Genomic DNA, 22,246 nt, shown 5'->3' with positions numbered 1-22,246 from the left:
AGGAGAGCTTACGACGGCGTGGAGGTCACCTGGGCCCCCGAAAGTGGGTCGCCATCACGAAATCCATCACAGCGAGCGCCTTGCCGACGTCCAGGTCCGAAACGACCTTCGAGCGGTCCCAGTCTTCGATCCCTCTCTCTTGCTCGGGCGTAATCCGCAGCCGGATGTGCCCGCGGACGTCGAGGTTCCCGAGCGGTGAGGCGTACAGGGCGAATTCGCGGTCATCCTGCGAACGGAACGTGACTCCAGGGCTTTCCCCGAACGTGATCAGCTGGTGGTCTTTGTAGGTCCTGTTCGGGTCCGCGTGCCACTCCCCCGGCGCGCCGCCGTTCGCGGTGGCCCCGGCCTCGATCTGCAATCGATGTTTCGGCTCTACGAAGTAGCACGACCCCGGCGTGGCGATCGGCGCGAAATCCGGGCCGAACGCCATCTTGACCGCATCGCGGAACACCGCGCATTCGACGTTCGGATCCGCGGCACCGGCGGCGATGATCGTCTCGGCGCCGGTCGGCACTTCGACCTCGACCGCCGGATCGCAGGTCTCGCCCTTGTTGGTGGCGACCCAGTCCGCGCAGGCCCCGACCCGGGCGCTGTCCTGGCCGTCCAGTGGGTAGACCAGGTCGCGGGGCAGTTTCGCGGCGCCAGCAGTGGCGAAGTCACGGAGGAGCTCGCAATCCTTACCCCGGCTGGCGCTGCCGATCTCGAACTTGATCGCACGCTGGAAGCTCACAGGCACCGTGATCGCACACCCGCTGATCCCACCCTCGCGGCGGCTTTCGGTCTGATAGCCCTTCACCCCACCTAAGGCGACCACGGCTCCATTAACCCGGTGGAGAACCAGGTGATTCGGGTCCACATCGCCGACGTTTATGAGGTCGTAGCCCCCGCGGAACAGCGAGCACTGCTTCCTGCCGTGCTTGACCTCCGCTTTCCTCTCGACAGGCCGGGTGACGTCTCCCTTCCTGCGGTCGTAGACGGCCAGGTCGATCAACTCGCATAAGTCGAGCGCCTCGAGCGCCGCACCGACGGCCTCTTCGTCACGATCCGCAGGGCGCGGCTGCTTCGGCTGCCATTTCGGAAACTGCGGCGGAGGAGGGGGCGGATCCACGGATTCCGCACAAGCCGTCAGCAGGCCCAGGAGTACTGCGCCGAGAATCACTCTTCGAAACTTCATTACGCAGAGTATGCGGATTTGGCGGCACGTCTACCAGGTGGAACCCCGTTTCCCGAGGTGCATTCACACGATCGGTTTTCACGGATAGTCACCGATTTCGCCTCGGCTATTCAGCAGGGAACGTGGCTTTATGCAGCTGGGTTCACCGGCCAGGGAACCCTGGTAATCTTCCCGGCGTCGGATTACGCAGGGTGCATCGGGGAGACGCGCCTTGTAGCCACGGGAGGGGCACATGACGACGGTGACTTCGGGGCGGCTTCGGCCATTCAGCGGGGAACGGTTCGGCGATATGGGGGTGCATGGCCGTGCCTGAGGGGTCTCCGGTCTACGAGCCGGGCTTGCGCTGGAGTGAGGTCGACCGCTTCCGTCCCACCGGAGGCTCTTACGGGACGCCTGTCGCGGAGGGCGCGGGGTTCAAGTACGACGAGGCGACGCTGCATGAGCTGGCCAATGAATGGGCTGACCTGGCCAAAGAGTACAAAGCTGATCTGAATCAGGCTGACTACCTAGTCAAGACGAAGCCACCTGGAGCGGAGTACGCGAGCGGGAACAACGCCGACATAACTCAACAATCCGGCGCAGCTCTCAGGGACGCCCTGAACCAGCGCATCGCTTACTGCGAGAACATGGAGCGCAAGTACTTGACCGCACTCGGCAAATACACCGCTGCGGACGACCACGCCGCCACGGTCATCAATCACCAGCCGAAGGGCATCTTGTGATGCGACGCTACGTCCTTCTCGTCGGTATTGCCGCGCTTGCACTTGCCGGATGCTCGCCAACGACCACCGATGGCACTCCTAATCCCACGAATGGTGGCACGAGCGCAGGTCCTTCAAGCTCCACTCAGGTGCCTGACCCTGATGTTCCCAAGGTCGCGAATCCGCTCACCCTGACGCAGGTCAAGCAAGCACCTTGCAACGCTCTATCCGAAATGCAGGCTAGTGAGCTCCTCGGCCCCGGCGCCGCCCCCAAGGAACGTTTGGATGGCACGGCTGGCCCATCCTGCATGTGGTCCCTCCCCTCCACCTCCCGCCCGCTGATAGACGTGATCTTCGGGAGGTCTCCCGACGGAGGTACGGCAAGTGTTTACAAGGCCAAAGGTGCTGCCTACAAGCTCGTCGAACCGCTCTCACCGGTCGATGGCTACCCGCTCACCGTCTACGGCGTGACGGACGAACGCCCGTCAGGCAAGTGCTCGGTGGCGCTTGGAGCCAGTGACACCGAAACCGTCGGAATCGTGGTGGAGCAGTCCGAGGCCAACATCGGCAAGAAGGACCCCTGCGACGCCGCTCGCGAAGCCGCGATCAGGGTCCTGACCACCATCCGAGGGAGCAACTGATGGTCGCCGAAGGACCGCTCACCGCGACGCAGATCTACGAACAGATCACCAAGGGCGAGGGCACTGGCTCGCTCTCCGAAGCTCAGCGTGCGGCCCATGAGCTGACCCGGCGGCACAACGAACGGGCGCAGCGGCTCGCCGCCCTCGCTCAGAAGACCATGACCGGTTGGCAGGGCGGGGCCAGCATGGCGGCGGTCGACGCAACGGTGCCGGTCGTCGAGGCGGCGGCGGACGACGTGACTCACCTGACGCGGGCCCAGACCGCCATCAGCTCCCAGATGGACGCGTTCGGCACGGCAAAGAACTCGGTCAAGCCGGTGCCGCCAGAGCAGCCCGCCCCGACCGCCGAGGACGTCAAGAACGTCATGAGTGGCGGCCTGGTCGGCTACTGGGGCAAGGTTCAGGGCTACCAGGCCGACAGCCAGCACAACATCGACACCTTCGCGTCCTATCACTCCGCCAGCACGGCCAACGGTGACGAACTGCCCGCCCAGTACGCGCAGCTCACCGACCCCGGCGGCAGTGTCACCCTGGACGAGGGCGGCGGCGGGAAGCCCGCGGCGAAGGGGTTCGGCGACGGCTCCGACGGACGCGAGCACGGCACCGGCGAGCCCTACCGAGGACCGAGCGGACCCAGTGGACCGAGCGGACCCAGCGGTCCCGGCACGCCGAGTGGGCCCAGCGGGCCAGCGCCCAACAGCGGCCCCCAGCCCGGGCAAGGCCCCCAGCCGGGCCAGTACCCGGGCACGCACCATCCTGGCTATCAGCTGCCGGACGACGGGACCCGCGCGAATTCGTACACGCCGCCCCAGACCACGCCGGTCGTACCGCCGGCGGCGAACCTCGACTTCGGCCCGACCGGTAAGCCGAGCCCCACATACAACACGCCCGGCGCGTTTCCTCCCGGGTACGGACCAGGGACGAGCGGGCCCGGCGTCTACGGCCCCGGAGGCAGGCCGCCAGGCGGCCCCGGCACCGCAGGCGGCCCCGGTGCGACAGGCGGACCTGGTGCGACAGGCAGGCCCGGAGGGACAGGGCAGCAGCCTGGCATGGGTGGCCGAAGCGGTGCCGGGATGCCGGGTGAAGGCATGGGCGGCCGTGGCACGGCGGGGTCGGCGGGTGCCGCCGGTCGTGGCGGGGCGAACGGGATGCCGATGGCGCCCGGCGCGGCCCGTGGCAAGGGCGAGGAGGACAAGGAGAAGAAGGCTCCGGCGTACCTCCAGAACCCGGATCCCGACGAGACCTTCGGCGGCTACATCGAGAAGCCGATGCCGCCGGTGATCGGCGAAAAGAAGAAGTAGCACCACAGTCCCAGGGGAGGGAGGCACGTGGTGCTCGCGCGCCCGGTCGAGATCACGCTCGACACACTGTTGACCGCGTTCCGTCACGCCGGTTGCGGGGATCCGCATCTGATCTTCGCGGGCGGGCTGCGGTACATCCCGCCGTTGTCGCGGAACGGCGAAGACCGGGCGGCGTTCGAGGAGCTCGGCGGGCTCGGGTTCACCGAGGGCAAGCGGCTGACCAGCGACTTCGAGGACGTCCTGCATATACTCGACCGGCCGAACACCGAGTACTACGCGACGGTTCGCACGGAGGCCGAGCAGTACAGCGTGCTCGTCGCCGTGCGTGGGCGCGCCGCGGTGACGGCGATCTGCGAGGGAAACCGAGTGTGGCTGAAAGGCGTGCGGACGTCCGACCGCGCGGCGGCGCTCGTGATGAACCTGCCCGAGTATCCGCCCGCGCGATTCTCCCCGTTCTCGTTGTCCCAGGACGATTTCAACGGCGACAGCGGCAACCTCTACGACGAGCCCGCGTCTCGAAGCCGGGAAGCGCGGCAGTTGGACGAGGTCTTCGAGCAGCCCTACTTCGGTGTCGGGTTCTTCGCCGCGGCCATGCGGCCTGACGGGGGTAGACGCACGGAGGCCACGGACGGCCTGACCTACCTCGACCTCGACGCCGGACGGGTGGCCATGCACGTGAGCGGCGCGCCCCGGAACCGGTACATCACCGTCCTCCCCGGCGAACCCACGTTACTGGCGCAAAAGGTCACCGCGCTGCGCGCGAGCCTCGACCACTGACTCGATCAGGCGCACCGACCGCGCCGGGTCCAGCGCGATGGTGTCCATAGTGGACTGGACGTAGGGTGCGACATCGCCGGGCCGGTGCAGGAACAGGCCGGTGCCCCGATGTTTCAAGTACACCAACGGCCGCGCGGGGCCGAATTCCAGCAGAACGTAGTCGCCGCCGGGGTACGCCCCGGCGGCGAAAGGGATGACCCGGAGTTCGACGGTGGGCAGTTCGGCCAGCGCGATGAGATGCCGGAGCTGATTCGTCATCACTCGCGGCCCGCCGACCTGGCGCCGCAGCACCGCTTCGTCGATGTAGGCGACAAACCTCTTCTGCCCCAGCACCGCGCCGGAAGCGCCAACGGCCCTCGCGTAGGAAGGTGTTCGGAGCAGGTCAGGGACCAGCGTGGTCCCGAAAGCGACGATCTTGGTGGCCTCCTTTTCGTACTGTGCAAGCGTTTCCTTCTGAATGGCCGCGTCAGCGAACCACCACGGTTCGCTGACGCGAGCCAACGAGAGCAATGCCTCTCGACGCTCCCCTGTGACCTGATAGACCGCGAGCAGTGCCGAAACTTCTTCGGCGGACGCCGCGCGCAGGCAGGTTTCGATCCGGCTGATCGTCGACTGGGACCACGCCAGTTTGTCGGCCACTTCGGTCGCGGCCAGCTTGGTGGCCTTCCGTGCGACTCGCAGTGCCTCGGCGAGCGTTCTCGCCTGGGGTGTGGGCTTCGGCTTCGGCATCGCGAGCAAGCTGCCCGGTGCGCCCTGGCAAGTCATTCCCCGAGCCGGGCGACCTCGCGAACAGCCGCAGAGATCGCGGGGAAGTCCTTCTTCAGCAGCGCCCCGTGGTTGCTCTCGACCTTCGCGCTCACCTTGATGTTCGGGTTGCGGACGGTCACCGCGTCGAGTCCGGCGCGGATCTGTTCCTGTTCGTCGCCCTTGCTGCCGAAGGAGGTTCCCGACGCGAGCACGTATCGCATCGGCACCTTCACACGGTCGAGCACCGGGCCCAGTTCCGCTTCCCGCGAGAGCTTGCCGAGCTCGATGTTGCTCTCCGCCTGCTGGGCGGCGGTCATCCGCGGTGCCAGGCCGGTCGGGCGCAGCAGCGGCATGACGAGGTTCAGCCGCTTGAACATCTTCCGGATCCGCTGTTCCATGGCGTCGTCCAGCCAGTCGTACGGGAACGCGCCGTCCACGAGGACCGCGCCGATGGTCCGCTCCGGGTTCCGGGCGACCCAGTGCGCCGCGACGACCGCGCCGTAGGACCAGCCCACCACGACGGCCCGCTCCACTCCGCGCGCCGCGAGGACCGCGTCGACGTCGCGAACGGCGGCCTCCATGGAGTAGTCGGCCGAACGCTTCGACTTGCCGCGGGCCCGCTCGTCGTAGGTGATGTGGCGGAAGTCCGAGCCCAGGTCGGCGAGGACCCGCCGCCAGTAGCCCTGGGTCGCGAACTGGCCGTTGAGGTACACGACCGGGATGCCGGGGCCGCCGGTGTCGGTGACGGCCAGGGCGGTGTCTTCGACCGGCACCATTCCGGTCCAAGGGGCGGTGATCTGGAGGCTGTTGTTGTTGGTCATGAGAGAACTATCGAGGTCCGGCCTGACACCACCCTGACGTTGCCCTGACACGAAAAAGCCCCCTCACGTCAGCGAGGGGGCCTTCCGCGAACCGGGACTACTTGAGGGCGAAACCGCCGGAGCCCGCCCAGTCGAGGGCGAACGCCGGGAGCAGCCCCAGCACCAGCGTGACGATGACGCCGAGCGTGATCGCCGTGGTGGTGAACGCGCCGGGCACGGTGACGGTCGGGCCGTCGGGCGCCGGCTCGGAGAAGTACATCAGCACGATCACCCGCAGGTAGAAGAACGCGGCGACGGCGCTGAAGATCAGGGCGACGACGACCAGCGGCGCCATCCCGTCGGACAGGGCCGCCGAGAACACCACGAACTTGCCGACGAAACCACTGGTCAGCGGGATACCGGCCAGGGCGAGCAGCAGGAAGGTGAACACGCCGGCCAGCACCGGGGACCGCTTGGCGAGCCCGGCCCAGGCGGACAGGTGCGTCGCCTCGCCGTTCGCGTCACGCACCAGCGAGACGACACCGAACGCGGCGAGCGTGGTGAAGCCGTAGGCCAGCAGGTAGAACAGCGTGCTCGACAGGCCTTCCTCGGTCATCGCGATGGCACCGACGAGCAGGAAGCCGGCGTGCGCGATGGACGAGTAGGCGATCATGCGTTTCACGTCGGTCTGCGTCAGGCCCAGCACCGCGCCGATCAGCATCGAGATGATCGCGACGGCCCAGAGCACGCCGCGCCATTCCCAGCTGGTCGATTCGAACGCCACCTGGAACACCCGCAGGATCCCGCCGAACGCGGCGACCTTGGTGCAGGCGCCCATGAACGCGGTGACCGGCGTCGGCGCACCCTGGTAGACGTCCGGGGTCCAGGTGTGGAACGGGCCGACCGAACCCTTGAACAGCAGGCCGACCGCGAGCAACCCGAGCCCGGCGAACAGCAGCGTGTCCGACCGGTCCGAACCGGCGGCGGCGTTGGCGATGTCGGACAGCTTCACGGAGTTCGCGTAGCCGTAGAGCAGCGCGAGACCGTAGAGGAAGAACGCCGACGAGAACGCGCCGAGCAGGAAGTACTTGACCGCGGATTCCTGCGAGAGCAGGCGACGGCGACGGGCCAGACCGCACATCAGGTACAGCGGCAGGCTCAGCACTTCGAGCGCGATGAACATGGTGAGCAGGTCGTTGGCCGCGACGAACGCCATCATGCCGCCGAGCGCGAACAGCGTCAGCGGGAAGACCTCGGTCTGCATACCGGTCGTGCCGACCTGTGCGCGGTCCTGGACCGTGCCCGGGCGGATACCGGCCTGCGCGACGAACGCGCCACCCGGCTCGACCGAACGGTCCGCGATCAGCAGCAGCGCGCCCAGCGCGAGCGCCAGCAGCGTGCCCCACAGGAACAGCGACGGCCGGTCGACGGCGATGGCGCCGCTGAAGGTCGTGACGCCGCCCTTCGGCGCGGAAGTGCTGGCGTACCAGGCGAGGAAGACACCCGCCGCCCCGATCCCGACCAGCGACAGGAAGACCTGCGAAGGCCACCGCATGTGCTTGGGCAAGAAGGCTTCGAGCAACACGCTGACACACGCGGCCCCGAGGATGATCAGGATCGGCGTGACGGCGAAGTAGTCGATCGACGGCACCTGCACCAGTGGCGCCTGAGTCAAGAAGAGCACGGTTTACTTGCCTCCCTGCACGGCAGACATGGTCTGCTGCACCGACGGGGTGATCGTGTCGAGCACCGGCTTGGGATAGAACCCGAGCGCGATGATCAGCACGACCATCGGCGCCAGGATCGCGATCTCCTTGCCGCCGAGGTCCTTGATGGCCTTGGTCGCCCCGAGTTCCGGAGCCATCGCCGTGCCGGGCCCGCCGCCGGCGCCGATCAGGGCGTCGCCGCGGACGGGCCCCTGCATGACGCGCTGGTAGAGCCAGAGCACGTACGCCGCGGCCAGCACCATGCCGACCGTCGCGATGATCGTGTACACCGGGTAGTCCACAAAGGACCCCAGCAGCACCAGGAACTCACTGATGAAGGAGTTCGTGCCGGGCAGGGACAAAGTGGACAGACCGGCGATGAGCAGCATCCCGCCGAGCAGCGGGGTCACCTTCGCCATACCGCCGTAGTCGGAGATCCTGGTGGATCCGCCGCGCATCACGATCAGGCCGACGACCACGATCAGCATGCCGGTGGCGAGGCTGTGGTTCAGCATGTACGAAACCGAGCCGACCATCGCCTGCTCGTTGAAAGTGAAGATGCCCAGCGCGATGAACCCGAAGTGGGCGATCGACACGTAGGCGATGAAGCGCTTCATGTCGCGCTGCCCGGCCGCGAGGATCGATCCATAAAGGACACCCGCGACGGCGAGCACCAGCACCCACGGCGCGAGTTCCTTGCTGGCGTCGGGGAACATCGGGAGGCAGTAGCGCAGGAACCCGAAGGTGCCGACCTTGTCCAGCACACCGACCAGCAGTACCGCGACGCCGATGGGCGCCTGTCCCGCGGCGTCGGGCAGCCAGGTGTGGAACGGCACCAGCGGGGCCTTGATCGCGAACGCGAGGAAGAACCCGAGGAACAGCCAGATCTGCGTGCCCAGCGGGGCGTCGCGGACGACCGTGACGAGGGTTTCCCAGTCGAAGCTGCCCTTGCCGAGCTTGTCCGACGCCAGCGAGTAGGCCCCGATCGCCGAGGCCAGCATGATCAGGCCGCCGAGGAACGAGTACAGGAAGAACTTGACCGCCGCGTACTGCCGGTTCGCGCCGCCGTAGCCGCCGATCAGGAAGTACATCGGGATCAGCATGATCTCGAACAGCACGTAGAACAGGAAGACGTCGGTCGCGGCGAACACCGCGATGGTCAGCGCCTCCTGCACCAGGATCAGCGACAGGAACCCGCCCGCCGAGCGCCCGGCCGGGAGCTTGTCGGTCAGGCCGAGCGCGCCGACCACGATCGGCACCAGCAGGCCGATGACCGCGATCATCACCAGCGCGATGCCGTCGATGCCGAACGAGATGTGGATACCGAAGTTCGGAATCCAGTCCATCGAGGACTTCTGCTGGATGCGGTCCCCCGAAGGCGTGTAGCTCGCCCACATCGGGATCACCAGCAGGAACGTCAGGAGCGACACCACGAGCGCGGTGAGCGTCGCCAGCCTGTCGTTCTTCTTCATCCCCGCGACGACCGCGGCGCCGACCAGCGGCAGCAGGATGGTTGCGAGTACCCAGGTCATGCGAACCTCACCAGCAGAAGTGCCGCCAGAAGCAGGAATGTGCCGCCCAGCATGGACAGTGCGTACGAGCGGACGAAGCCGGTCTGCAGGCGGCGCAGGCGCCCGGATCCGCCGCCGAGCGCGGCGGCGATCCCGTTGACGGCGCCGTCGACGCCGCGGTTGTCCACGTAGACCAGCGCCCTGGCGAGCCAGGTGCCCGGGCGGGCGACCAGCGTCTCGTTCAGGGTGTTGCCGTACAGGTCGTTGCGCGCGGCCTTGACCACGGCGGAGACCCGCTCGGGGCGTTCCACCGGAACGTCCTTACGACCGACGAAGAGCCAAGCCGCCGCCGCGCCGAGCACCGACAGCGCCACGGTGAGGATCGGGACCAGCGCGTGCGGGATGACACTGTGGCCACCCTCCTCGAGCGGGCCGACCACCGGCGAAAGCCATTCGGCGAACCGGTCGCCGAGGGCGAAGAACGCACCGGCGCCGATCGAGCCGATCGCCAGGATGATCATCGGCCACTTCATCACCGCGGGCGACTCGTGCGGGTGGAAGTCGCGGCCGTCGCTGCTCTTGATCTCCTTCCAGCGTTCCTTGCCGAAGAAGGTCATCACCATCAGGCGGGTCATGTAGAACGCGGTGAGCCCGGCGCCGAGCAGTGCCGCGCCGCCCATCACCCAGCCGCGCCAGCCGCCCTGGGACAGCGCCGCTTCGATGATCGCGTCCTTGGTGAAGAAGCCCGAGAGCGGCGGGATGCCGATCAGCGCCAGGTAGCCGAGCGCGAAGGTCCAGAAGGTGACCGGCAGGTGCTTGCGCAGCCCGCCGAACTTCCGCATGTCGACCTCGTCGTTCATGGCGTGCATGACCGAACCGGCCCCGAGGAACAGCCCGGCCTTGAAGAAACCGTGCGCCACCAGGTGCATGATGCCGAGCGCGTAGGCGATCGGCCCGAGGCCGACGGCGAGCATCATGTACCCGATCTGGCTGACCGTGGAGTACGCCAGGACCTTCTTGATGTCGTCGTAGGCACAGCCGATGATGCACCCGATCAGCAGCGTGACCGTGCCGACGAGGGTGACGATCAGGCGGCCGTCCGGGGTGGCGTTGAAGATCTCGTGCGCGCGGGCGACCAGGTAGACGCCGGCGGTGACCATCGTCGCCGCGTGGATGAGGGCCGAGACCGGGGTCGGGCCCTCCATCGCGTCGGGAAGCCAGGCCTGGAGCGGGAACTGACCGGACTTACCGCAGGCACCCAGCAGCAGCAGGATCGCGATCGCGGTGACCGCGCCGGTCGGGATCTGGCCGACGGCGCCGAAGACCTCGGCGTAGCCGGTGCTCCCGACGTACTTGAACATCAGGAAGATCGCCAGCGCCAGCCCGACGTCACCGACGCGGTTCATCAGGAACGCCTTCTTCGCCGCGGTGGCCGCGGACGGGCGGTCCTGGTACCAGCCGATGAGCAGGTACGACGCGAGACCCACGCCCTCCCAGCCGAGGTACAGCGTCACGAAGCTGTTGCCCAGCACCAGGATCAGCATCGAGGCGACGAACAGGTTGAGGTACGCGAAGAACCTCGACCGGTCGCGGTCCTCGGCCATGTAGCCGATCGAGTAGAAGTGGATCAGCATGCCGACGCCGGTGATCAGCAGCACGAACGTCAGCGAAAGCGCGTCGATCCGGAGCCCGAAATCGACCTGCAGCGCCGAAACCGGGATCCACGAGAACAGTTTGACGTCCGCGGTGGCCTTCGTGTCGGCCGTGAAGAACAGGATCAGGCCGTACACAAAGGACAATGAAACGGTGGCGCTGCCGAGGAGATGTCCCCAGCCCCTGGCCCGCTTACCCGCCAGCAAAAGAATGAGGGCGCCGAGAGCCGGGAAGGCCACCAGCAGCCACGATGATGCGGTCACTCTCGGTGCTCCCTAGTACTTCAGCAGGTTGGTGTCGTCGACCGAGGCCGAGCGCCGGGTGCGGAAGATCGCCATGATGATCGCGAGCCCCACCACGACCTCGGCGGCGGCGACGACCATCACGAAGAACGCCATCACCTGGCCGTCCAGCGACCCGTTGATCCGGGCGAACGTGACCAGGGACAGGTTCGCCGCGTTCAGCATCAGCTCGATGCACATGAACACGACGATCGCGTTGCGGCGCACCAGCACCCCGACCGCGCCGATGGCGAACAGCAGCGCGGACAGGAGCAGGTAGTACGTCGGGGTCATTCCTTCTCCCCTTCAGGCTTGCCGACCAGAGCGTGGGCGTCGGGCCCGTCTTCGGACCCGGCGACCTGCTTCCGCTCGGTTTCCAGCTGGGCGGCCGAAGTCGACTCGATGATCTCCGAGAGCGACTCCCTGGCGATCGAGCCGTCGGGCAGCAGCGCCGGGGTGGCGACCGAGTTGGCCGTGGCGAAGACACCCGGGCCGGGCAGCGGCGAAGGCCGGTCGTGTTTGCCGGTGAACCGGTCGACGACGAGTTCCTTCTGGTTCTTCTTGCCGCCCTTGGCGTGCCGGTCGGTGAACGCGAGCACCATCGCGCCGAGCGCGGCGGTGATCAGCAGCGCCGAGGTGAGCTCGAACGGGAACAGGTACTTGGTGAAGATGAGCCGTCCCAGCCCGCCCGGGCCGCCACCGTCGAGGTTCGCCGGGTCGCGCGGCAGCGCCGGGGTGACGTTGGCCAGCGCGCGGGCGAGGCCCGCGGCGAGCAGCCCGCCGACGCCGATGCCGAGCAGGGTCGCCATGACCCGCTGCCCGCGCAGCACTTCGACGACCGAGTCGGAACTCTCCCGGCCGACCAGCATCAGCACGAACAGGAACAGCATCATGATCGCGCCGGTGTAGACGATGATCTGCGTGAAGCCGAGGAACGGCGCCTGCTGGATCATGTACAGCGCGCCGAGGCACAGCATCGTGAGGACCAGCCACAGCGCCGAGTGCACGGCGTTGCGGGAGAAGATCATGCCGAGCCCGCCGAGCAGCGCGAGCGGGCCGAGCACCCAGAACGCGATGGTCTCGCCGGTGGTGATACCCGCCGAAACGTCCGGCGCCTGCGCGAGGAGAGCCGTGATCACTTGACCGGCTCCTTCGGCTCAGCCGGCTGCCGTGCGAGTTCCGGGCCGTTGACGTAGTAGTCCTGCTCGTTCTCGCCCAGCCGCATCGGGTGCGGCGGCTGCTCCATGCCGGGCAGGAGCGGCGCGAGGAGGTCTTCCTTGGTGTAGATCAACCGCTGCCGGTCGTCGTCGGCCAGCTCGTAGAAGTTGATCATCGTCAGGGACCGGGTCGGGCAGGCCTCGACGCACAACCCGCAGCCGATGCAGCGCAGGTAGTTGATCTGATAGTCGGCGCCGTACCGCTCACCGGGCGAGTAGCGCGCCTCTTCGGTGTTGTCGCCGCCTTCGACGAAGATCGCGTCCGCCGGGCAGGCCCACGCGCACAGCTCGCAGCCGACGCATTTCTCCAGCCCGTCCGGATGCCGGTTGAGCTGGTGCCTGCCGTGATACCGCGGAGCCGCGGGGGCGCCCGCCTCCGGGTACTCCTCGGTGGCGACCTTCTTGAACATCATGCCGAAGGTGACACCGAAACCCTTGATGGGATCAAACATCCCCATCGCCGGCCTCCCTTCCACTGGAAACCGCCGCGGGCTTGCGTTTGGCAGCCCGGGCTTCGGCCTTCGCGAGGGCCTTCTGACGCGGGGTCTTCTCCGGGACCTGCAGGTCGAGCGGCGGCACGGGGAATCCGCCGCCGGTCACCGGGACGTAGTCGTCTTCCGGGACCTTCTTGTCCGGCAGCAGCAGGCTCAGGATGACGACGACGAGGATGAGCGCGCCGCCGCCGATGAGGATCTGCGGGGTGGACAGGCCACCCGAGTTCTTGATCGCGCGGACCGTGACGATCACGACGATCCAGACCAGGTTGACCGGCACCAGGACCTTCCAGCCCAGCCGCATGAACTGGTCGTACCGCAGCCGCGGCAGCGTGCCGCGCAGCCAGATGAAGCCGAACAGCAGGATGAACAGCTTCGCGGAGAACCAGATCAGCGGGAGCCAGCCCTGGTTCAGCGCGTGATCCGCGCCGACGAACGGGAACTTCCAGCCACCGAGGAACAACGTGGTCGCGAACGCCGAGACGATCACCATGTTGACGTACTCGGCGAGGAAGAACATCGCGAACTTCATCGAGCTGTACTCGGTGTGGAAACCGCCGACCAGCTCGGATTCGGCCTCGGGGAGGTCGAACGGCGCGCGGTTGGTCTCGCCGACCATGGAGATCAGGTAGATCACGAAACTCGGCAGCAGCAGGTAGAAGTACCAGCCGGTCTGCTGGGCGTCGACGATCGCCGAGGTGGACATCGAGCCCGAGTAGAGGATCACGCCGACGATCGACAGACCCATCGCGATCTCGTAGGAGATCACCTGAGCCGCGCTTCGCAGACCACCGAGCAGCGGATACGGCGAGCCGGACGACCAGCCCGCCAGCACCAGGCCGTACACGCCGATCGAGGAGCAGGCCAGGATCACCAGCACGCCGACCGGCAGGTCGACCAGCTGGAGCACGGTCCGCTCACCGAAGATCGAGACCACCGGGCCGAACGGGATCGCCGCCAGCGCGATCAGCGCCGGCACCGCGGAGATCACCGGCGCGAGGAAGTACACCTTGCGGTCGGCGGTGTCCGGGATGATCTGTTCCTTGAACGGCAGCTTGATCGCGTCCGCGAGGGACTGCAGGTAGCCGCCGGGCCCGACCCGGTTGGGGCCGGGACGGTTCTGCATCCGGCCGACCGCTTTCCGCTCCCAGACGATCAGGAAGATCGTCAGGATCGGGCCGATCAGCAGGATGACGACCGTTTTGAGCAGCACCAGCCACAACGGGTCGTCCGCCAGCAGCGCCGCCCGCTCGGCGGCGTCCGGCATCTGGCTGAGCAACGGAGTCACTTCTCACCTCGGCATTCTTCAAAGCCGCGCGACCGCGATCGCGTCGCCAGGGCACACTCTGGCGAGCCCGGCACAGCTGACGAGTCAGGGCGCCCTGCCGCCGCGATAGCGGGGCCTTCGGCCGGGGCGCGGCGTCGTGCTCGGTCGCCAAGGCTCAACAACATCGAACTCACGCCTCCACCCCGGTGAGGGTGACGGCCGAGCCGTGGCCCGCGCAGAGAGAAGCGCGGACGGCCGAGCCGTCGGAGTTGCCCGGAAGCCATACGACGCCGTCCGGCAGGTCCGCGACCTCGATCGGCAACGTGATGGAACCGCGTTCGGTGGAGACCTTGACGCTGCCGCCCAAACCTTCGGCGGTCTTCGCCGAGAGCTTGGCGACGACCTCGCGCTGCGTGCCCTTGAGGTGCGGCTCGCCGTCCTGCAGCGAACCGTTGTCGATCAGCTGACGCCAGGTGGCGAGGAGGGCCTTGCCGTTCCCCGAGCTCGCGGCGGCGGCCGCCACCGGCTCGAAGACCGCGGGCTCGGTCTTGCCGGGCAGCTTGGCCAGATCGGCGGCCGAGGCGGCCGGGGTCTGCGTGAAGATGTCCGCGTCCATCTCGACGGCGAGGGTGTCGAGCACCCGGCAGTCCGGCAGGGCGCCGGTGCCTTCGAGGGTGACGGCGAACTCGCGGCGGCGGCCTTCCCAGTTCAGGTAGCTGCCCGCCTTCTCGACCGCCGGGGCGATCGGGAGGACGACGTCCGCGTGCTCGGTGACCCCGCTGTGCCGAAGCTCCAGGCTCACCACGAACTTCGCGTTCTCGAGCGCGCGGCGGGCCAGGTCCGGATCCGGCAGGTCGTCCGGGTCGACGCCGCCGACCAGGAGGCCGTCGATGTCCTGCCCTGAAGCGGCCTTGAGGATCGCGGTGGTGTCGCGGCCTTCCGAGGCGGGAAGCGTGACGCCCCAGGCCTTTTCGACCTCGGCGCGAGCCTCGGCGTCGGCGACCGGACGGCCGCCCGGCAACAGCGTCGGCGCCGCGCCCGCCGCCAGGGCACCGCGTTCACCCGCGCGACGCGGGATCCACGCGAGCCGGGCGCCGGTCCGCTCCACCAGCCGGTGCAGGGCCGAGAAGAGACCCGGGACCTCGGCGGCACGTTCGCCGACGAGGATCACGGCTCCTTCCGAGGCCAATGCCTGGTCGACGTCCTGCGCGTGCTGCGCGATGCCGTCGATCGCGGCGGCTTCGCCACCAGGCGCGCAGGCCAGCAGTTCACCGAAGGTCTTGCGGACCGACGAGGTGGTCCACTGTCCCAAGTGGACGACGCGGGTGCGGTTCTTGCGGGCCGCCTTGCGCAGCCGCAGGAACACGATCGGCGCTTCGTCCTCCGGCTCGAACGCGACGCACAGCACCGTGCGCGCCCGCTCGATCTCGCGGAAGGTGACGCCGCTTTCCGGCGTCGTCCCGACCACGTGCGACGCGAGGAAGCCCAGCTCCTCGGCCGAATGCGGGCGGGCACGGAAGTCGATGTCGTTGGTGCCCAAGGCGATCCGCGCGAACTTCGAGTACGCGTAGGCGTCCTCGACAGTCAACCTGCCACCGGTCAGCACCGCGGCGCCCTTGCCGTCGCGTGCCTTGGCCAGCCCAGCCGCGGCCGCGCGCAGCGCGTCGGTCCAGGAAGCCTCTTCCAGCACGCCGTCGGCGTTGCGGACGAGCGGACGGCGGATCCGGTCTTCAGCGGTCGAGTAACGGAAGGCGAACCGGCCCTTGTCGCAGATCCACTCTTCGTTGACCTCGGGGTCGTCGCCCGCGAGCTTCCGCATGACCTTGCCGCGGCGGAAGTCGGTCCGCTCGGCGCAGCCGGACGAGCAGTGCTCGCACACGCTCGGCGAGGACACCAGGTCGAACGGCCGCGAACGGAACCGATACGCGGCCGACGTCAGCGCGCCGACCGGGCAGATCTGGATGACGTTGCCGGAGAAGTACGACTGGAACGGCTGGCCGGAGGTGGTCCGGGAAGCCAGGTCCAGCACGTCCGCGGTCTCGGCGGTGCCGATCTGCTGGTGGGCGCCGCGTTCGAGCAGCTCGATGAACGGGTCGCCGGCGATCTCGCGGGAGAACCGGGTGCAACGCTGGCAGAGCACGCAACGCTCGCGGTCCAGCAGCACCTGCGAGGAGATCGGCAGCGGCTTCGGGAACGTCCGCTTCGTGTCGACGAAACGGGAGTCCGCGCGGCCGTGCGCGAGCGCCTGGTTCTGCAGCGGGCATTCGCCGCCCTTGTCGCAGATCGGGCAGTCCAGCGGGTGGTTGATGAGCAGCAGCTCCATCACACCCTGCTGGGCCTTGTCCGCGACAGCCGAGGTCAGCTGGGTCTTCACGACCATGCCGTCGGCGACCGTCATGGTGCACGAGGCCTGCGGCTTCGGCATCGGACGGCCGCCCATTTCGACCTCGACCAGGCACTGGCGGCAGGCGCCCGCCGGGTCGAGCAGCGGGTGGTCGCAGAAACGCGGGATGACCGTGCCGAGCCGTTCGGCGGTGCGGATCAGCAGCTCGCCCTTGGGCGCGATGACCTCTTCACCGTCGATGACCAGTTTGACGTGGCCTTCGGGGACCGGTGTCTCTTCGACCTCGGTCCCGGGCTTGTCGGGTGCGATCGTCATGCCTGCGCCCCCACCAGTTCGCGCTTGTTTGCCTGACACAACGCGAGGAACTCCTCGCGGAAGTACTTGATACCGCTCTGGATCGGCGAGACCGCGCCGTCGCCGAGGGCGCAGAACGAGCGGCCGAGGATGTTGTCGCAGACGTCGAGCAGGGTGTCGATGTCCTCCTCGGTGCCCTTGCCCTCGACCATGCGCTCCAGGATCTGCGCCAGCCAGTACGTGCCCTCACGGCACGGCGTGCATTTGCCGCAGGACTCGTGCTCGTAGAACTGCGTCCACTTCATCACGGCCCACGGCACGGAAACGGTCTCGTTGAAGACCTGCACGGCCGTCGTGCCCAGCATCGACCCGGCTTCCGCCGCGCCTTCGAAGTCCAGCGGAACATCGAGGTGCTCGGCGGTGAACATCGGCGTGGACGAACCACCCGGCGTCCAGAACTTCAGCGGGATGCCGTCCTTCATGCCGCCCGCCATGTCCAGCAGCTCGCGCAGCGTGGTGCCGAGCGGGCATTCGTACTGGCCGGGCTTCTCGACGTGGCCGGAGATCGAGTAGATCTTCGGGCCGGGCGACTTCTCGCGGCCCATCTCGCGGAACCAGCTCGAACCGCCGTTGACGATGTACGGCGCGCTGGCGATGGTCTCGACGTTGTTCACCGTGGTCGGCGCGGCGTAGAGACCCGCGGCGGCCGGGAACGGCGGCTTGAGCCGCGGCTGGCCGCGACGGCCTTCCAGCGAGTCCAGCAGCGCCGTCTCCTCGCCGCAGATGTACGCCCCGGCGCCCGCGTGCACGGTGATGTCGAGGTCGAATCCGGAGTCGAGGATGTTCTTGCCGAGGTAGCCCGCTTCGTACGCCTCGCGCACGGCCGCGTTCAGGCGGCGGATGCAGTGCAGCGCCTCGCCGCGGACGTAGATGAAGCAGTGGTGCGAACGCATCGCGTACGAGGCGATGATGCAGCCCTCGATCAGCGAGTGCGGGTCCGCCATCATCAGCGGGATGTCCTTGCAGGTACCCGGCTCGCCCTCGTCGGCGTTGATGACGAGGTAGTGCGGCTTGTCCTCGTTCGGCGGCATGAAGGACCACTTGATGCCCGCCGGGAAGCCCGCGCCGCCACGGCCGCGGAGGCCGGAGTCCTTGACCAGCTGGACGATCTGCTCGGGAGTGGCCTTGAGCGCCTTGCGGATCGCGGTGTAGCCCTCGAGGGCTTCGTAGGACTGGATCGTCCACGAGTTGGGCGAAAGCCAGCGCTTCGTGAGGACCGGAGTGATGGGATCGGCCATTACTTCTTCTCCACTTCAGGCAGCGGAACGTCCTTCATCGCGGGCGCGGTCCAGCCGCGGTCCTGCGCGACCTGCGCTCCCCGCAGGGTTTCGACGGCCTGCGAAGGACCGTCGACGTCCGTGCGGTACTGCTGAGCGTCCTCCGGGAAGAACCCGGCGAGCTGCAGTTCGGCGCCCTTGAAGTTCGTCAGCGGCGCGCCGCGCGTCGGGGCCGGCTTCTTGCCCGCCTGCAACGCGTCGACCAGCGCGACGGCTTTTTCCTCGGTCTGGTTGTCGAAGTACTCGTAGTTGACCTGGATGACCGGGGCGAGGTCACAGGCCGCGAGACATTCGGCGTGCTCCAGCGTGATCGAGCCGGGCTCGTTCGGCGTGCCGGCGGTCTCGTTGTGCCCCAACGGCTTCTCTTCGGAACCGAGGTGCGTCTGGAGCTTCTTGTAGATCGCGTCGCCGCCCATGGCCGCGCACAGGGTGTTCGTACACACACTGACCAAGTGCTCGCCGCACGGGCGGCGCTTGTACATGGTGTAGAACGTCGCGACCGCGCTGACCTCGGCGTCGGAGAGGTCCAGGTTCTGCGCGCAGAAGGCGATGCCCTCCTGGCTCACGTAACCCTGCACCGACTGCACGAGGTGCAGCATCGGCAGCAGCGCCGACCGCGACTGCGGGTATCGCGAGATCAGGTTCTGCGCCTTGGCGTACGTGTCGGCGTCGAAGATGTCTTCGAGCTTCGAGTTCTCCAGGATCCCCTCCGCCTCGGCGGGATCCGGCGCGATCGCGATCACGTCGACGTCACCACCGGCGGCGATATGGGTCTGCTCGGCCAGGCTGGTGCCGGGCTCGGGCGTGGGTGTCGTTTCGGGCTGGGTGCTCAACGGTCCACTCCCCCCATGACGGGGTCGATCGAGGCGATGGCGGCGATCACGTCGGCCACCAGGCCGCCTTCGGCCATCGCGGGCATCGACTGCAGGTTCACGAAGCTCGGTTCGCGCACGTGGACCCGCAGCGGCCTGGTGCCGCCGTCGGAGACCAAGTGCACGCCGAGTTCACCGCGCGGCGACTCCACCGAGGTGTAGGTCTGGCCCGGCGGGACCTTGAAGCCCTCGGTGACCAGCTTGAAGTGATGGATCAGCGATTCCATCGACTGGCCCATGATCTTGCGGACGTGTTCGAGCGAGTTGCCCATGCCGTCGCTGCCGATCGAGAGCTGGGCAGGCCAGGCGACCTTCTTGTCCTCGACCATGACCGGGCCCGGCTCGAGCTTCTTGAGGCACTGCTTGATGATCCGCAGGCTCTGGTGCATCTCCTCGACACGCAGCAGGTAGCGCGCCCAACAGTCCGCCTCGGTGGAGGTCGGGATGTCGAACTCGAACTCCTCGTAGCGGGAGTACGGCTCGGTCTTGCGCATGTCCCACGGGAGACCGGCACTGCGCAGCACCGGGCCGGTGACACCGAGCGCGAGGCACGCGTCGACCGGCAGGTACCCGACACCCTTGAGCCGGTTGCGCCAGATCGGCTGACCGGTGAAGAGCTTGTCGTACAAGGGAAGCCGCTCGTCCATCGTCTTGACGAACGCGCTGACCACCTCGTGGTAGTCGGCGGGCATGTCCTGCGCGAGACCGCCGGGGCGGATGAACGCGTGGTTCATCCGGAGACCGGTGAGGTGCTCCAGCAGGTGCAGGACCTCTTCGCGCTCACGGAACCCGAGCGTCATCGCCGTGGTGGCACCGAGTTCCATGCCGCCGGTGGCGATGTAGACCAGGTGCGAACCGATGCGGTTGATCTCCAGCAGCATCACGCGCAGCAGTTCGGCGCGGCGCGGGGCCTGGATGCCGAGCAGCTTCTCGACGCCGAGGCAGTACGCCATCTCGGTCGACAGCGGGGCGAGGTAGTCCATGCGCGTCACGAAGGTGACGCCCTGGGTCCACGTGCGGTACTCGCAGTTCTTCTCGATCCCGGTGTGCAGGTAGCCGATGACCGAGCGGAGCTGGGTGACGGTCTCGCCCTCCATCTCCAGCACGAGCCGGAGCACGCCGTGCGTCGACGGGTGCTGCGGGCCCATGTTGATGACCATGCGCTCGTCGTGGCGGGAGTCCTCGATGAGGTCTTCCCAGTCACCGCCCGAGACGGTGTAGACGCGGCCTTCGGTCGTGTCGCGGGAGTCGGCTTCGGGAACTTCGGTTGCTTCTTCGTGAATGCTCACGAGTACGACCTCCGCTGGTCCGGCGGCGGGATCTCCGCGCCCTTGTATTCGACCGGGATCCCGCCGAGCGGGTAGTCCTTGCGCTGGGGGTGACCGTCCCAGTCGTCCGGCATGAGGATGCGGGTCAGCGCCGGGTGGCCGTCGTAGACGATGCCGAACATGTCGTACGCCTCCCGCTCCTGCCAGTCGGCCGTCGGGTAGACCCCGACCAGCGACGGGACGTGCGGGTCTTCGATGTCGAGCGTGACCTCGAGCCGGATGCGGCGGCGGTAGGTCATCGACGTGAAGTGGTAGACCGAGTGCAGCCGCTGCGGGACGTCGACGCCGTAGTCCACGCCGGAGACGGAGCTGAGCAGCTCGAAGCGGAGACCGGTGTCGTCGCGCAGGACCTTGGCGATCTCGACGAGGTGCTCGCGGGAGACGTAGAAGGTGATCTCGCCGCGGTCGACCGTGGTCTGCAGGATCGCGTTCGCCGGGATCTTGTTGTCCGCCAAGGCCGCGTAGAACTCGTCGGCGAACTCGTCGAACCAGCCGCCGTACGGGCGCTCCGCCGGGGGCGGGCTGTACGCGGGGAGGCGGACGCCGCCGTAACCGGAGGTGTCACCGGTGCCGCGGACGCCGAACATGCCCTGGCGCTCTGTACCGGTGACGACCGGTTCGGCCGGGCGGGTGCCCTGCGGCTCGAGACCGGCTTCGGGACGCTCGGCGCTGGACTGCTCGCCGCCCGTCTCGGGGACTTCGGGAGTGTTGTCTTCGGGCACGTCGCTCACTTCTTCGCGTACTTGATCGAGGAGGCGATCAGCTCGGTGCGCTCACCGCTGGCGGCGCGGATCGCGGCCCGGCGGGCGTTGATCGGCTCGTCCTGGATCTTGGCGTGCAGCTTCAGGATCGCGTCGAGCAGCATTTCGGGGCGCGGCGGGCAGCCGGGGAGGTACATGTCGACCGGGACGATGTGGTCGACGCCCTGCACCACGGCGTAGTTGTTGAACATGCCGCCGGACGAGGCGCAGACGCCCATCGCCAGCACCCACTTGGGCTCGGCCATCTGGTCGTAGATCTGGCGGAGCACCGGCGCCATCTTCTGCGTGACGCGGCCGGCGACGATCATCAGATCGGCCTGGCGCGGCGTCGCGCTGAAGCGCTCCATGCCGAAGCGGGCGATGTCGTAGCGGGAACCGCCGACGGTCATCATCTCGATCGCGCAGCAGGCGAGACCGAAGGTGGCGGGCCACATCGAGTTCTTGCGGGCCCAGTTCACCAGGCCTTCGAGGCTGGCCAGGAGGATGCCGTTGGGGAGTTTTTCTTCGAGGCCCATGCTTCTCTAGTTCCAATCCAGGCCGCCGCGACGCCATACGTAGGCGTACGCGAAACCGACCGTCGCGATGAACAGCACGATCTCCACCAGGCCGAACATGCCCAGCGCGTCCGCGGAGACCGCGAACGGGTAGAGGAAGACCATCTCGATGTCGAACAGGATGAACAGCATCGCGGTGATGTAGTACGCGACCGGCATCCGGCCGCCGCCGACGACCGGCTGCGGCGACGGTTCGATACCGCATTCGTAGGCCGCGAGCTTCGCCTTGTTGGCCCGGCTCGGGCCGACGAGCGGGCCGAGCAGCACCGAAAGCACCGCGAACGCGAGAGCGAGGACGAACAAGAGGACCAGGGGGAGGTACATGTCCAGGTTGGGCACCTTCGAGGTGTCCGCCTGGGCCAGCACGGGCAACATCAGCACGGGGTTTTCGCCATCCTTTCCGCGCCGCTGCGGTTTTCGAGTCGGGGTTCACCGCTTCCCTCGGTCGGCACCCTAAGTCACCTGGGTCACACCGCCGAGGGTTAG

General features: G+C 67.7%; 21 protein-coding genes. 4 read left to right on the top strand and 17 right to left on the bottom strand.

Going from position 1 to position 22,246, the window contains the following annotated elements:
- Window positions 1-25 precede the first annotated feature (25 nt).
- Window positions 26-1,174, bottom strand: coding sequence for a hypothetical protein (locus ACFWIW_RS31415; protein ID WP_378371796.1), 1,149 nt, complete (start codon window positions 1,172-1,174; stop codon window positions 26-28).
- A 299-nt stretch (window positions 1,175-1,473) separates the two neighbouring features.
- Here ACFWIW_RS31415 and ACFWIW_RS31410 point away from each other — a divergent pair, with 299 nt between their 5' ends.
- From ACFWIW_RS31410 to ACFWIW_RS31395, 4 genes are read left to right on the top strand one after another with little or no spacing between them, the layout of a single operon-like run.
- A complete protein-coding gene (locus ACFWIW_RS31410; protein WP_378371795.1) occupies window positions 1,474-1,896 on the top strand; it encodes a hypothetical protein in 423 nt (140 codons plus the stop codon).
- Window positions 1,896-2,516 carry a DUF3558 domain-containing protein gene (locus ACFWIW_RS31405; protein ID WP_378371794.1) on the top strand — a complete coding sequence of 207 codons (621 nt, stop codon included), beginning with the start codon at window positions 1,896-1,898 and terminating at the stop codon, window positions 2,514-2,516. Before ACFWIW_RS31410 ends, ACFWIW_RS31405 begins: the two co-directional genes overlap by 1 nt.
- On the top strand, window positions 2,516-3,817 hold the full coding sequence (locus ACFWIW_RS31400; RefSeq protein WP_378371793.1) for a PPE domain-containing protein: 1,302 nt from the start codon (window positions 2,516-2,518) through the stop codon (window positions 3,815-3,817). The genes ACFWIW_RS31405 and ACFWIW_RS31400 overlap by 1 nt, the downstream gene beginning before the upstream one ends.
- Window positions 3,818-3,844: 27 nt before the next feature.
- Entirely contained in the window at window positions 3,845-4,594 is a 750-nt protein-coding gene (locus ACFWIW_RS31395) for an ESX secretion-associated protein EspG (RefSeq protein ID WP_378371792.1), read from the top strand.
- On the opposite strand, the gene ACFWIW_RS31390 is transcribed toward ACFWIW_RS31395, so the two are convergent.
- From ACFWIW_RS31390 to ACFWIW_RS31315, 16 genes are all read right to left on the bottom strand, one after another.
- Window positions 4,547-5,323: a helix-turn-helix domain-containing protein gene (locus ACFWIW_RS31390; protein ID WP_378371791.1), complete on the bottom strand. Its 777-nt coding sequence runs from the start codon at window positions 5,321-5,323 to the stop codon at window positions 4,547-4,549. The two genes, ACFWIW_RS31395 and ACFWIW_RS31390, sit on opposite strands and share 48 nt — an antisense overlap.
- A gap of 32 nt (window positions 5,324-5,355) precedes the next feature.
- Complete coding sequence (locus ACFWIW_RS31385) at window positions 5,356-6,162, bottom strand: alpha/beta fold hydrolase (protein ID WP_378371790.1); 807 nt, start codon at window positions 6,160-6,162, stop codon at window positions 5,356-5,358.
- Between the two features lie 97 nt (window positions 6,163-6,259).
- Window positions 6,260-7,825, bottom strand: coding sequence for an NADH-quinone oxidoreductase subunit NuoN (nuoN, locus tag ACFWIW_RS31380; protein ID WP_378371789.1), 1,566 nt, complete (start codon window positions 7,823-7,825; stop codon window positions 6,260-6,262).
- Between the two features lie 3 nt (window positions 7,826-7,828).
- Window positions 7,829-9,379, bottom strand: coding sequence for an NADH-quinone oxidoreductase subunit M (locus ACFWIW_RS31375; RefSeq protein ID WP_378371788.1), 1,551 nt, complete (start codon window positions 9,377-9,379; stop codon window positions 7,829-7,831).
- Window positions 9,376-11,274, bottom strand: a complete 1,899-nt coding sequence (gene nuoL, locus ACFWIW_RS31370; RefSeq protein ID WP_378371787.1) for an NADH-quinone oxidoreductase subunit L — start codon at window positions 11,272-11,274, stop codon at window positions 9,376-9,378. Before nuoL ends, ACFWIW_RS31375 begins: the two co-directional genes overlap by 4 nt.
- Window positions 11,275-11,286: 12 nt before the next feature.
- Window positions 11,287-11,586: an NADH-quinone oxidoreductase subunit NuoK gene (gene nuoK, locus ACFWIW_RS31365; RefSeq protein ID WP_005151882.1), complete on the bottom strand. Its 300-nt coding sequence runs from the start codon at window positions 11,584-11,586 to the stop codon at window positions 11,287-11,289.
- The gene (locus ACFWIW_RS31360) at window positions 11,583-12,431 is read right to left on the bottom strand and encodes an NADH-quinone oxidoreductase subunit J (protein ID WP_378371786.1); all 849 of its coding nucleotides are present in this window, start codon (window positions 12,429-12,431) and stop codon (window positions 11,583-11,585) included. Before ACFWIW_RS31360 ends, nuoK begins: the two co-directional genes overlap by 4 nt.
- Window positions 12,428-12,967, bottom strand: a complete 540-nt coding sequence (gene nuoI / locus ACFWIW_RS31355; protein ID WP_240595950.1) for an NADH-quinone oxidoreductase subunit NuoI — start codon at window positions 12,965-12,967, stop codon at window positions 12,428-12,430. The genes ACFWIW_RS31360 and nuoI overlap by 4 nt, the downstream gene beginning before the upstream one ends.
- Window positions 12,954-14,291 (bottom strand): NADH-quinone oxidoreductase subunit NuoH, encoded by a 1,338-nt coding sequence (nuoH, locus tag ACFWIW_RS31350; protein WP_378371785.1) that lies wholly within the window; start codon window positions 14,289-14,291, stop codon window positions 12,954-12,956. Before nuoH ends, nuoI begins: the two co-directional genes overlap by 14 nt.
- A 169-nt stretch (window positions 14,292-14,460) precedes the next feature.
- A complete protein-coding gene (locus ACFWIW_RS31345) occupies window positions 14,461-16,929 on the bottom strand; it encodes an NADH-quinone oxidoreductase subunit G (protein WP_378371784.1) in 2,469 nt (822 codons plus the stop codon).
- Window positions 16,926-18,206 (bottom strand): NADH-quinone oxidoreductase subunit NuoF, encoded by a 1,281-nt coding sequence (gene nuoF, locus ACFWIW_RS31340; RefSeq protein WP_360957668.1) that lies wholly within the window; start codon window positions 18,204-18,206, stop codon window positions 16,926-16,928. Before nuoF ends, ACFWIW_RS31345 begins: the two co-directional genes overlap by 4 nt.
- On the bottom strand, window positions 18,206-19,078 hold the full coding sequence (gene nuoE, locus ACFWIW_RS31335) for an NADH-quinone oxidoreductase subunit NuoE (RefSeq protein WP_378371783.1): 873 nt from the start codon (window positions 19,076-19,078) through the stop codon (window positions 18,206-18,208). The genes nuoF and nuoE overlap by 1 nt, the downstream gene beginning before the upstream one ends.
- Window positions 19,075-20,406 (bottom strand): NADH-quinone oxidoreductase subunit D, encoded by a 1,332-nt coding sequence (locus ACFWIW_RS31330; protein WP_378371782.1) that lies wholly within the window; start codon window positions 20,404-20,406, stop codon window positions 19,075-19,077. Before ACFWIW_RS31330 ends, nuoE begins: the two co-directional genes overlap by 4 nt.
- Window positions 20,403-21,167 carry an NADH-quinone oxidoreductase subunit C gene (locus ACFWIW_RS31325; protein ID WP_378371781.1) on the bottom strand — a complete coding sequence of 255 codons (765 nt, stop codon included), beginning with the start codon at window positions 21,165-21,167 and terminating at the stop codon, window positions 20,403-20,405. Before ACFWIW_RS31325 ends, ACFWIW_RS31330 begins: the two co-directional genes overlap by 4 nt.
- Before the next feature lie 5 nt (window positions 21,168-21,172).
- Window positions 21,173-21,721, bottom strand: coding sequence for an NADH-quinone oxidoreductase subunit B family protein (locus tag ACFWIW_RS31320; RefSeq protein ID WP_005151847.1), 549 nt, complete (start codon window positions 21,719-21,721; stop codon window positions 21,173-21,175).
- 6 nt (window positions 21,722-21,727) lie between these two features.
- Entirely contained in the window at window positions 21,728-22,135 is a 408-nt protein-coding gene (locus ACFWIW_RS31315) for an NADH-quinone oxidoreductase subunit A (protein WP_037335926.1), read from the bottom strand.
- Between the last annotated feature and the right edge of the window lie 111 nt (window positions 22,136-22,246).

This window comes from Amycolatopsis sp. NPDC058340 (genome assembly GCF_042723975.1).
GTDB lineage: Bacteria > Actinomycetota > Actinomycetes > Mycobacteriales > Pseudonocardiaceae > Amycolatopsis.
The sequence above is the reverse complement of the archived record's forward strand: the minus strand, read 5'-3'. Positions and strand labels throughout refer to the sequence as shown.